Source organism: Candidatus Azobacteroides pseudotrichonymphae genomovar. CFP2 (genome assembly GCF_000010645.1).
GTDB classification, from domain to species: domain Bacteria; phylum Bacteroidota; class Bacteroidia; order Bacteroidales; family Azobacteroidaceae; genus Azobacteroides; species Azobacteroides pseudotrichonymphae.
Genome location: NC_011565.1, coordinates 337,466 through 349,238 on the forward strand (window position 1 = coordinate 337,466; position 11,773 = coordinate 349,238).

Annotated in this window: 8 protein-coding genes; 6 read left to right on the forward strand and 2 right to left on the reverse strand. The window is 33.5% G+C overall.

The features are described 5' to 3' along the window. Window positions 1–15: 15 nt before the first annotated feature. Window positions 16–1,023: a 4Fe-4S dicluster domain-containing protein gene (locus tag CFPG_RS01415; RefSeq protein WP_012573267.1), complete on the forward strand. Its 1,008-nt coding sequence runs from the start codon at window positions 16–18 to the stop codon at window positions 1,021–1,023. A gap of 677 nt (window positions 1,024–1,700) precedes the next feature. Here CFPG_RS01415 and eno read toward each other — a convergent pair. Then, entirely contained in the window at window positions 1,701–2,987 is a 1,287-nt protein-coding gene (eno, locus tag CFPG_RS01420; RefSeq protein ID WP_012573268.1) for a phosphopyruvate hydratase, read from the reverse strand. Window positions 2,988–3,660: 673 nt separating this feature from the next. Between eno and ileS the strand changes: the two genes are divergently transcribed. The 5 genes from ileS to CFPG_RS01450 all read left to right on the forward strand — a co-directional run bounded on the left by ileS (window position 3,661) and on the right by CFPG_RS01450 (window position 11,189). Then, window positions 3,661–7,056 carry an isoleucine--tRNA ligase gene (gene ileS, locus CFPG_RS01430; RefSeq protein ID WP_012573269.1) on the forward strand — a complete coding sequence of 1,132 codons (3,396 nt, stop codon included), beginning with the start codon at window positions 3,661–3,663 and terminating at the stop codon, window positions 7,054–7,056. Between the two features lie 92 nt (window positions 7,057–7,148). Continuing rightward, a complete protein-coding gene (locus tag CFPG_RS01435; RefSeq protein ID WP_012573270.1) occupies window positions 7,149–7,526 on the forward strand; it encodes a TraR/DksA family transcriptional regulator in 378 nt (125 codons plus the stop codon). 4 nt (window positions 7,527–7,530) lie between these two features. Continuing rightward, window positions 7,531–8,148, forward strand: coding sequence for a lipoprotein signal peptidase (locus CFPG_RS01440; RefSeq protein ID WP_012573271.1), 618 nt, complete (start codon window positions 7,531–7,533; stop codon window positions 8,146–8,148). Window positions 8,149–8,677: 529 nt separating this feature from the next. Next, complete coding sequence (locus CFPG_RS01445) at window positions 8,678–9,208, forward strand: DUF1599 domain-containing protein (RefSeq protein WP_041572381.1); 531 nt, start codon at window positions 8,678–8,680, stop codon at window positions 9,206–9,208. A 301-nt stretch (window positions 9,209–9,509) separates the two neighbouring features. Beyond that, on the forward strand, window positions 9,510–11,189 hold the full coding sequence (locus CFPG_RS01450) for a peptide MFS transporter (protein ID WP_012573273.1): 1,680 nt from the start codon (window positions 9,510–9,512) through the stop codon (window positions 11,187–11,189). Window positions 11,190–11,237: 48 nt separating this feature from the next. Here the strand turns inward: CFPG_RS01450 and CFPG_RS01455 are convergent, their stop codons facing one another. Further along, on the reverse strand, window positions 11,238–11,684 hold the full coding sequence (locus tag CFPG_RS01455; RefSeq protein ID WP_012573274.1) for a type I restriction enzyme HsdR N-terminal domain-containing protein: 447 nt from the start codon (window positions 11,682–11,684) through the stop codon (window positions 11,238–11,240). Window positions 11,685–11,773: the final 89 nt, after the last annotated feature.

Sequence of the window (11,773 nt, forward strand, 5' to 3'; positions counted from 1 at the left end):
AAAAATATATATAATATGTCAACCAAACTATTACGAGAAAAATCATATTTCAAATGGGTAAAACGACTATTAGATAATCAAAAAACATATGGAGCTGTTTCTCAAGGGAAGCGAATATCCTACCAATGCATTACTTCGCCTGAAGAATTAGCAAAAGATTTCGTTGTCCCAAATATGTCGGCAAAGTCATTTGTTTTTCCCCCTATAGAAAATCTATTTGCTTTTATCAAAAAAAAAGACAAAGTAGATATCAGAGATATAAATTTAGATGCTTTTTCGAAAAAGACGATAATAGGAGTTCGTCCCTGTGACGCTATAGGCATTAAAAATTTAAGAGCCATTTTTAAGTGGTCCCCAGAAGATCCTATCTTCAGGAAACGATTAGAGAAGATAACTATTATTAGTTATGCTTGTAATAAAAATGACGATTATTGCTTTTGTACCTCCATGGGCGGGGGCCCTGGTAATACGCAAGGAAGTGATATTTTACTCACTCAAGTAGACACAGGAGATTATATTACAGAAATCATAACAACTAAAGGAGAATTTGCAGTATCTACTGCCCCAGAGCTATTTGAAGAAATTAAAACAGATTTACAAAAAGAAAAATATTTAGCAAAAGTACCTATTCGTGTCAATGACACTCACTTAAAAGAAAAGATCAACAGAGCATCTGATTCATCTGTATTTGATGAATATGCTATGCGGTGTATAGGTTGTAACATCTGTGCATTTGTTTGTCCCGTTTGTACTTGCTTTGATATTCAAGATGAGAGTAAAGGGAACAAAGGACATCGTTTACGATGCTGGGATAGTTGTGGAAACAAATTATTTACTCTTCAAGCTTCAGGACATAACCCCCGTTATACGCAAGGGATGCGTTGGAAACAACGATTAATGCACAAATTCTCATATATGCCGGAACGGATTCAAGTAAGAGGTTGTGTAGGATGCGGGCGTTGCTCGAGATATTGTCCAGTAGATATGGATATAAGTGAACACTTAACAACTATTGTTAATTAAAACACTTCTATTTCAGTTTAAAAATATGAATTCCGTCTCATCTCTGCTTTGTCCAAAAGCAAACCTCGCTCGCGAATTGTAAGTACAGACTACTATGTTTTGGTATTCTCTGTAAGATTTAACTGTTTTCCAGCTTGGAACCACTGATCGACAGCAAAATAAGAACATATCATCAAAATTGCTATGCTTTGACGATATTCGTCAAGCAGCCCTGAACCTGATGAGTTTTTTCATAAAATTCCACATACCACATAACAAACGTTCGTTCCCACGAACGCAAACATTGTCACTTTTCGATTATCGTTTCCTGTTCCTAATCTACAAAAAATCTTTCCCCTTTCCCATTGATACTCAAACATATTATGCCAATAATGAACACATAACTAATACTTTTTTTCATAACATGAAGTAAACTCCTACATATCACATTACGTAAGAACGAATAGTCTTCTCTATTTCTTTATTGAAAATTGGTATTATACAAAATTTTTTTTTACCGTTTTCATTACACACACCTACCGTAAATTCTGCCTAAAATGAGAGGAAACTATCTTTACTCACTTTAGCAAATCATCACTATCCTTCTTCTAAATATTGAAATGATTAAGCAAACAAAAAACGAAAAATATGTGTTCCTCTCTATTACCTTGCTTGTAACCTCCCCCTACTAAGCTTACTCAACACATTTTCAAAGCTTTATATCCATAAAAAGCCTTGTCTCCTAATTCTTCTTCTATGCGAAGCAATTGGTTATATTTTGCCATACGGTCAGAACGGCTCAATGAACCTGTTTTAATTTGTCCAGAATTAGTTGCTACAGCAATATCAGCAATTGTAGAATCTTCTGTTTCACCAGAACGATGAGAAACTACCGAATTATAGTTTGCACGATGAGCCATCTCGATAGAATCCAATGTTTCGGTTAAGGAACCAATTTGATTAACTTTAACAAGAATAGAATTAGCACATCCCTGTTCAATACCCTTTTTCAAAAATTCTACATTAGTAACAAATAAATCATCTCCTACCAACTGAACTTTATTCCCAATTTTACTAGTAAGCAATTTCCAACCATCCCAATCATTTTCACTCATACCGTCTTCAATAGAATCAATTGGATATTTACTAACTAATTCAGACAAATATTCGACTTGTTGAATAGAGGTTCTTCTAGCACCTATAGTACCTTCAAACTTGGTATAATCATAAATACCATTTTTATAAAATTCGGACGAGGCACAATCCAATCCAATAGTTATATCCTCAACTGGTTTATAACCTGCATTGTCAATTGCTTGAATAATAGATTCCAAAGCATCTTCTGTGCCTTTCAAAGTAGGAGCAAATCCACCCTCATCACCTACTGCAGTACTCAATCCTCTATCGTGCAATACTTTCTTCAAAGCATGAAATACTTCCACACCCATACGCAACCCCTCTCTAAAAGAGGAAGCTCCTATAGGACGAATCATAAATTCTTGAAATGCAATAGGAGCATCGGAATGACTTCCACCATTGATGATATTCATCATTGGAATGGGTAAAATATAAGTATTTACTCCCCCAATATATCTATACAACGGTATCTGTAAATATTCAGCAGCAGCACGAGCTACGGCTAACGAAACGCCCAATATGGCATTAGCTCCTAATTTTGATTTTGTAGATGTTCCATCTAACGATAGCATAACCTTATCTATCCCTCGTTGATCAAAGACATTACGACTAAGTAAGGCAGGAGCGATAATTTTATTAATATTACTTACTGCTTTCAGAACGCCTTTGCCCAAAAAACGTTGTTTATCTCCGTCTCGCAATTCCAAAGCTTCATTCTTACCTGTAGAAGCCCCCGAAGGAACAGATGCACGACCAATGAACCCCGATTCTAAATGCACATCTACCTCTATTGTAGGATTTCCTCTAGAATCCAGAATTTCCCTACCAATAACTTTTACAATCTTCATAATCCAATTATCATTATTAAAGTAAAATATTTACCCAATTTTGTATTTAACGAACAACAAACATACAGGTCTTTTCTATTGTAATAGAAAAAGACAAACAACAAATTAGTAATTGTCCTTACGACAATCACTAATCACAGATCCTCCACTTATCTTCCAAAAGTAAAATTCAAAGTAAAATTCAATGTAACCTAATGTTGTCAAAGTCATTATCACATAATGACTGTAATATTTTCAAACTTTCCTATACTACTACTTCATACGTGAAATCTCTAAGATTTTCTACTTTATCTCTTCATATTCAATGTATTCTCCCTTGTCCGAACCTTTTCCCTTTTGGGAAAAAAGTTTTATAACCTGAAATTTTGATTGCGAATATCTTTTACCCCGTAAATAAAATAATCCATTGAAAAGTATGTGAAATACACAAAACCCTAATACCAAAAGAAGGCTCACGAAAAGAAAAAACACAATAATCAAAAATCTGAACATTCTTTTATAAAATTCATTGAAATACATCCTCCGACAATCCCAAAAATTAATTTCACTTTACGTTTACAAAACAGCCAACATTCCGGGTTAAAGGTAACACTTTTTCGCCCAAAAAATACAAGCCTACACAACTAGACAAAAAATGTGTATTTTCGCATTTTCGAAGTTCACACAACCCATCATGAATAATAAGAATCAAAAATTCCCCGAATATAAAGAGCTAAATTTGGCAAAAATTAATCAAGAGATGTTACAATATTGGGAAACATATGATACATTTCATCGCAGTATAAAAATCAGAAAAGGAGGTCCTTCATTTGTCTTTTATGAAGGACCTCCTTCTGCAAATGGTATACCTGGTATCCATCATGTTATGGCACGAAGTATCAAAGACGTCTTTTGCCGCTACAAAACTATGAAAGGTTTTCAAGTAAAACGAAGAGCTGGCTGGGATACACATGGGTTACCCGTAGAATTAGGAGTAGAAAAAGCCCTGAACATTACAAAAGAAGATATCGAAAAAAAAATTCCTATAGAAGAATACAACACGGCTTGCCGAAAAACTGTAATGAAACATACCAAAGAATGGGAAGATTTGACACGCAAAATGGGTTATTGGATAGACATGAATAATCCATACATTACCTATGATAATCAATACATCGAAACACTTTGGTGGTTACTAAAAGAACTTTATAAAAAAGGATTGTTATACAAGGGATACACTATTCAACCTTATTCCCCTGCAGCAGGGACTGGATTAAGTACACATGAATTAAATCAGCCAGGATGTTACCGAGACATAAAAGACACGACGTGTATAGCTCAATTCAAAATCATAAATCCGTTGGCAGAAATGTCAGCCTTTGGTGATGCTTTCTTTTTAGCATGGACAACTACTCCTTGGACTTTGCCATCAAATACTGCCCTATGCATAGGTATAAACATCGAATATATAGCTGTTCAGTCCTACAATCCATATACTGGGCTGCCACTTACTGCTGTAATAGCAAAAGATTTGCTTTTTACTCATTTCGATAACAAGGCATTGAATATACCTCTAGAAGCATATCGTTATGGAGATAAACTGATTCCTTTCAAAATAACTGGCTCATGGAAAGGATCGGAATTGGTAGGGATGAAATATGAACAATTGATACCTTGGATAAGTCCTGAAAAAGAGGCATTCCGTATCATTGCTGGTGACTTTGTAGCTACTGATAGCGGTACAGGAATTGTTCACATCGCACCTACGTTTGGTACAGATGATTATAAAGTAGCAAAAGCTAATGATATTCCTCTTTTAATGGTGATGGACAAAAATGGAATTTATCGTCCAATGGTAGATAGTACAGGTAGATTCTTTCGTTTGGAAGATTTGGATAAAGATTTTATAGAAAAAAAAATCAATATTTCACTTTATAGTGAATTTGCTGGTAGATTTGTAAAAAATGCCTATGACGATAATTTAATAAATTCGGACACGAATCTCGATATTGATATTTGTGTCATGTTGAAACAACAAAATCGTGCATTCAAAATAGAAAAACACATTCATAGTTATCCATATTGCTGGCGTACTGATAAACCAGTACTTTATTATCCATTAGATAGCTGGTTTATTCGAACAACAGCTGTTAAGGACCGAATGATCGAACTAAACAATACTATTAATTGGAAGCCTCAGTCCATTGGACAAGGACGATTCAGCAAGTGGTTAGAAAATCTTCAAGATTGGAACTTATCCCGTTCTCGCTATTGGGGAACACCTCTTCCCATCTGGTGTACTGAAGATGGAACAGAAGAAAAATGTATTGGCTCAATCAAAGAACTAATGGAAGAAATCCAAAAAGCAATTGAAGCTGGATTGATGGCAGAAAATTCTTATCAAGATTTTAAATATATTGACTTACATCGTCCATATGTAGATAAGATTGTATTGATTTCCGAATCTGGTAAACCTATGAGACGAGAAACAGATTTGATCGATGTTTGGTTTGATTCAGGAGCAATGCCATATGCTCAATTGCATTATCCGTTTGACAATACTGAATTGATAGATAATGGTTTTTTCTTCCCAGCCGATTTCATTTCTGAAGGTACAGATCAAACTCGGGGTTGGTTTTTTACTCTACATGCAATCAGTGTAATGGTTAAGGATTCAGTAGCATTCCGTAATGTAATATCGAGTGGATTAGTATTAGATAAGAACGGGAACAAAATGTCAAAACGTTTAGGCAATACAATTGACCCATTTGAAATTATTGCAACTTATGGGTCGGATCCATTACGCTGGTATATGATTACCAATTCATTACCTTGGGATAATCTGAAATTTAATACAAAAGGAATAGAAGAAGTGCGCCGTAAATTTTTCGATACATTACATAATACCTATTCTTTCTTTGCTTTATATGCCAATGTAGACAATTTTAACTACTGGAAATCCGAAATTCCTTTAGAAAAACGCCCAGAAATAGACCGTTGGATTCTTTCACTTCTGAATTCACTCATAAAAGAAGTAGATGAACAGTTATCGACATACGAACCCACTCATGCTGCTCGTTCTATCAAAAATTTTGTTAATGACAACTTGAGTAATTGGTATGTTCGTCTCAATCGCAAACGCTTTTGGAAAAGCGGTAAACTAGACACAGATAAACTCTCTGCTTATCAAACACTTTATATTTGTTTAAAAACTATCTCTCAACTAATATCACCAATTGCTCCATTTTATGCAGATAAATTATATATCGATTTGGTTCAAAAAACTCAAATTTCTGTCCACCTGTCCGATTTTCCTGTTGCGAATGAAGTATTAATAGACAAATTTTTAGAAGAAAAAATGCAAATAGCTCAAGATATTTCTTCTATGGTGTTGGCATTACGTAGAAAGGTTAACATTAAGGTACGTCAGCCATTGTCGTCCATCATTGTTGCAGTTTTAAATAGTCGACAAAAGGAATCAGTAGAAGCTGTACAAACATTGATATTGAATGAAACAAACGTAGAAGAAATCAGATATGTAGGTAGCACAGAAGGTATTTTAATAAAGAAGATTAAGCTTGATTTTAGAAGGATAGGACCCCGCTACGGCAAGATAGCGAAAGATTTAAAAAAATCCATTTCAAACATATCGCAAGAGTCTATTTCTCAATTGGAACAAATTGGAAAAATTTCTGTTCAGGTATCTGGACAACCAATAGAAATCAGTCTCGAAGATGTAAAAATTGTATCCGAAGATATACCGGGGTGGTTAGTAGCCAATAATGGTAAATGGACAGTAGCATTGGATATTACTATTACCGATAAATTGAAAAAAGTAGGTATTGCTCGCGAATTAGTTAATCGTATTCAAAAAATTCGCAAAACTAATGGATATAAAATTACAGATAGAATTAATTTAACTATTCAATCTGATAGACGCACAAATGAGGCAATAAAAGAAAATAAACAATATATTGCTACTCAAACACTTGCCAATAGTATTATAATATCGGATAATCTAATTAAGAAAATTAAATTAGACCTAGGAGATATCAACTTGTTAGTTGATATAACAAAAGATTCAGAGTAACTAGATTCAGAATAACCAAATGAATTCTAAAATCAAAATTGGTAATTTTAAATAAAAACCCTATTTTCGAGACAATTTAACTCAAATGGAATATGAGTAAGGGGAAAAGATATTCGGATGAAGAACTTGAAGAATTTAGAACTCTAATATTGGAAAAATTAACAATAGCAGAACAAGACTACAATTTGTTGAAGTCTACTCTAGTAGATAGAGATGGAAATGATACTATCGACTCGTCTCCCGTATACAAAACTTTGGAAGAAGGCGGTGCTGCTCTCTCCAGAGAAGAAACTAATCGCTTAGCACAAAGACAATTACAATTTATGCAAAGTCTAAAAGCTGCCTTGAAACGTATAGAAAATAAAACTTATGGCATATGTCGTATTACGGGGGAACTCATTCCTAAGAAAAGACTACGTGCTGTACCTCACTCAACATTAAGCATTGAAGCGAAAAAAAAGAAAGAGTAAGGGAATGAAAATGTCGAAAGGATTTTGGGCAATTGTACTCATAACATTTATTCTTTTAGAAGACCAAGCTATCAAGATTTGGATAAAAACTCATGTGCCCCTATATAAGGATATATATATCACCCATTGGTTTCATATATGCTTTATAGAAAATAATGGTATGGCTATGGGAATAGAAATAACAGCAAAGCTATTTTTATCCATTTTTCGTATCATTGTTTCCACTGGAATTGCTTGTTATCTTTATGGATTGGTGAAAAGAAATTTCGAATTGGGATATATTCTTTGCATATCCATGATTTTTGCCGGAGCGATTGGAAATATTATAGATAGCATTTTTTATGGGGTTATTTTTAGCAATAGTACTTCTCAAATTGTATCCACTCTTTTCCCATTTAAAGGATATGCAACATGGTTGCATGGAAAAGTAGTAGATATGTTTTATATGCCTTTTTTTAAATTTTCTCTACCTACATGGATACCCTTTGTAGGAGGAGATGAATTTATATTTTTCCGTTATATCTTTAATCTAGCAGATGTTTCCGTTTGCACAGGAATTGCTATTTTGTTGTGTTTCTACCGAAACACATTTTACACGAGTTTCGAAAAAAACTTATCATAATAAATATGAAAACTAATCTTTTATTTTTAGTCTGAAGCGAAAAGTGCGGTGCAAAAAAATAATAGAATTGTCAAGGTATATTCCGCATTTCTATTTTACGGTAGTGCTGACGACGCTTACGAAAATTTTTCATGGAATTATTATCGTGAAGACAAAAAAGTCCAATTTTGATAATAGTGAAGATATAGCGAATTCCAACAATAGGGGAACTGGAAAAGTCCTGATAGATCAGAAAATAAAATGACAACTAGAAATCATTTGTTAATTTGTTATGAGAAGTATAAAATTTTGCTAGTATTACTATCGGGTTCTATCGCACAAGCACTTGATTGAGTAAACTTACCATCGGTGTCATTACCTAATGAGAGGATTGCATGTCCAGATATGTGAGCCAACCGGTTTAGGTTTAGCTGTAGCTTCAATAAAAAGTTGATTGTTATGATGGTTCTAGGACAGCACACTAGTCTTTATATCGAATGATATGGACACATGGAAAATAAACATCACGCATTTTGAAATAGATCAAATTATGGAAGAGTTTAATCATGCAATAGTTATTTGTCGAGATTTATTTGAAAGGAAGCTTAAGGATTATGGTGCTTCGTGGCGTCTCATGCGACCACAATCAGTTACCGACCAGATCCTCATCAAGACAAAACGTATTCGTAATTTAGAAATGAAAAACTGTTCCATAGTAGATGAGACCATGGAAGATGATCTGATGGCAATTGCCAATTATGGAATAATTGGTTTAATTCAACTGAATCTTGGATTTTCCTCTATAGTGGATATGGACAATGACCAAATAATGAAGCTGTATGATGAACATATAAAAGAAACAGAAAAGTTAATGCAAGCAAAGAACCACGATTATGATGATGCATGGGAAAGTATGCGTACCAGTAGCTATGTGGACTTTATTCTGACGAAGATTTTCCGTATCAAACAAATTGAACAAAATGGAGGAAAAGCTTCTTCAAGTGAAGGGATAGATAGAAATTATATGGACATCATTAACTATGCTCTCTTTGCACTCATATTAACGAATAGGAGCAAATAAGGGAGGTGTGTGAGAATTATAAATTGTCTGAACGGAAAACTCCTACATGCACGTATTGGACAAAAAATGAGGATAGGCATAGTTAAGTATGCAGTTTTCGTTCCATCAATATCACAATAAAGTTTTTAATTTGTACATTCAAAAATAACTGATGATATAAGTAAAAAGCGTTAAACATTTTTAATTTTTCAGTTAAAAAAGAGTAATCTCAAAATTCCAGATTTATAAAAATCAACTCTTTAGAAAAAAATCATTAAATAATCACATATTAATTTTTATTTTTGACAATCAAAAAAATCTTATGTTCAAAAATCATCCTATAGGATTATATACCCTGGCGCTAACGAATACTTGCGAACGCTTTGGACATTATACCATGCTTGCTGTTTTTACATTGTTTCTTCAAGTAAAATTTGGACTTACAGCTTCCTATACTGCAACTATACTAGGTGTTTTTCTAGGTGTCGTTTATTTTACTCCTCTACTTGGAGGAATTATAGCTGATAAATGGTGGGGCTACAGAAAGACAATTAAAATTGGAATTTTTATTATGTTCAGCGGATATTTCCTGCTTGCTTTCTGTATTAAATTTCTTAGTCAAGACGTACTATACGTAGTGTTTCTTGCACTTTTAACAATCTCAATTGGCATAGGTTTTTTTAAAGGAAATCTTCAAGTATTAGTGGGTAATCTCTATGATGCTTCTGAACAACAAAATCAACGAGATAATGCTTTCAGCATCTACTATATGGCGCTTAATATCGGTACTCTTTTCGCTCCCACTGTTGCTGAAAAAATAACAAACTTCGTTCTTGTCAAAAGCGGATTATTTTATAATGCAAAAATTCCGGCTTTAACCCATCAATTTTTAGATGGAACGATTGATATCCAAGGCAAAGCTGAATTAATCAAATTGGCAGCAATGCAGCAAATTGGAATAACAGACTTAACTAGTTTCAGTAGATTTTATATAAGCAAATTATCAGAATCGTACGACTATGTATTTTGGATGGCTTGTCTCATTCATATTGCTCTAATGCTTATTTATCTTTTTTTTAGAAAAACTTATGAACCAGTTGATTGTCATCCACAACAATTGATCTTCAATTCCGAAAAAAAAACAGAAGTTCTACCTACTCAACAACAAATTAAAGAAAGAATCATTGCACTTATACAGGTTTATTTTATAGTCATATTTTTTTGGATGTCGTTTGACCAAAACTGGCTTACATTGACTTTTTTTGCACGAGATTATACAGCACAGCTCGTAACAGGTCTAAATCGTATTGAATTCGACGTAATTAGTCTATCATTAATCGCATTAGCGATATATAGTTTATTTGGTATTTTTCAATGCAAAGGTAAAAGAGTGAAATGGGTTCCTGTAGGTATACTAATGGTATCAATTACCTTAATTTTTATTAAATATTATTGTATACCGCCGGCTATTAAAATTTATCCAGAACTTTTTCAACAATTTAATCCGTTCTTTGTAATAGCACTGACCCCTGTTTTTGTATACCTATTTTGTTATTTAGCCAAAAAAAAGAAGGAACCTTCCGCTCCTTGTAAAATAGGAATAGGCATGATGATCGCTTCATTGGGATACATAATTCTCGCTATAGGTTCTGTTGGTTTGGCAACTCCTATTGAATTAAAAAGTTTGGGAGGAGTAAGTAATCAACTAGTATCACCCAATTGGTTAATAGTAACCTATCTCACTCTTACTGCTGCCGAATTATTGCTAAGCCCAATAGGTATTTCTCTTGTATCAAAAATAGCCCCACCTCAATATAAAGGGATGATGATGGGAGGTTGGTTTGTTTCTACGGCTATTGGAGGCTATTTAGTTTCTCTTATTGGTTATTTATGGAATAATATGCAATTATGGAAAGTCTGGGGGATACTTGTAATTTGCTGTTTGATATCAGCTCTATACACATTCTCCATTATGAAAAGATTAGAAAAAATATCTAAATGATTTTGAGATGGAATTAGTTTTTGCAAAAAAATGAGATTTGTCCCTTATTTACAAATCATGATATTCTGGTATTACTTTCATAAAAACATATTTCCCCCGCTCATCTACATTACAGCAATAGTGCTGTAATCCATTGCTAACAATTAACCAAGATACTTTCAAACTCATATTATAACGAACAATCTGCTCAATACATTTTTGGGTAAGTGTTATGACAGGTGATTTATATTCGACAACCATTCGAGCTTGGAATAAATAGTCGTATAGAATTGTATCGCATCTACGATTCATTTTCCCAAACTTAATACAAATCTCATTTGCTAACAAACCTTCAGGATAATGCTTGTAATGGATAAAATAATTAACAAAATGTTGCCGTACCCATTCTTCTGGTGTTAAACGAACATATTGTTTTCTCAAACGATCAAAAACATATTCCTTATTCCATTGTTTTCTTATTTTTAAATCGGCAAGAGGAAGGTTCAAATCATACATATTTTTTAAACTTCGTTCTATAGTTCCAAACCAATTTTTATTTAATTTTAATCGAAATACAAATTTATAGAAACATAAAGTTTACAATT

Bases quoted from the DNA above. Each gene is read 5' to 3' on its own strand.
- CFPG_RS01415 (WP_012573267.1), top strand. From the start codon at position 16: ATGTCAACCAAACTATTACGAGAAAAATCATATTTCAAATGGGTAAAA.
- eno (WP_012573268.1), bottom strand. From the start codon at position 2,987: ATGAAGATTGTAAAAGTTATTGGTAGGGAAATTCTGGATTCTAGAGGA.
- ileS (WP_012573269.1), top strand. From the start codon at position 3,661: ATGAATAATAAGAATCAAAAATTCCCCGAATATAAAGAGCTAAATTTG.
- CFPG_RS01435 (WP_012573270.1), top strand. From the start codon at position 7,149: ATGAGTAAGGGGAAAAGATATTCGGATGAAGAACTTGAAGAATTTAGA.
- CFPG_RS01440 (WP_012573271.1), top strand. From the start codon at position 7,531: ATGAAAATGTCGAAAGGATTTTGGGCAATTGTACTCATAACATTTATT.
- CFPG_RS01445 (WP_041572381.1), top strand. From the start codon at position 8,678: ATGGAAGAGTTTAATCATGCAATAGTTATTTGTCGAGATTTATTTGAA.
- CFPG_RS01450 (WP_012573273.1), top strand. From the start codon at position 9,510: ATGTTCAAAAATCATCCTATAGGATTATATACCCTGGCGCTAACGAAT.
- CFPG_RS01455 (WP_012573274.1), bottom strand. From the start codon at position 11,684: ATGTATGATTTGAACCTTCCTCTTGCCGATTTAAAAATAAGAAAACAA.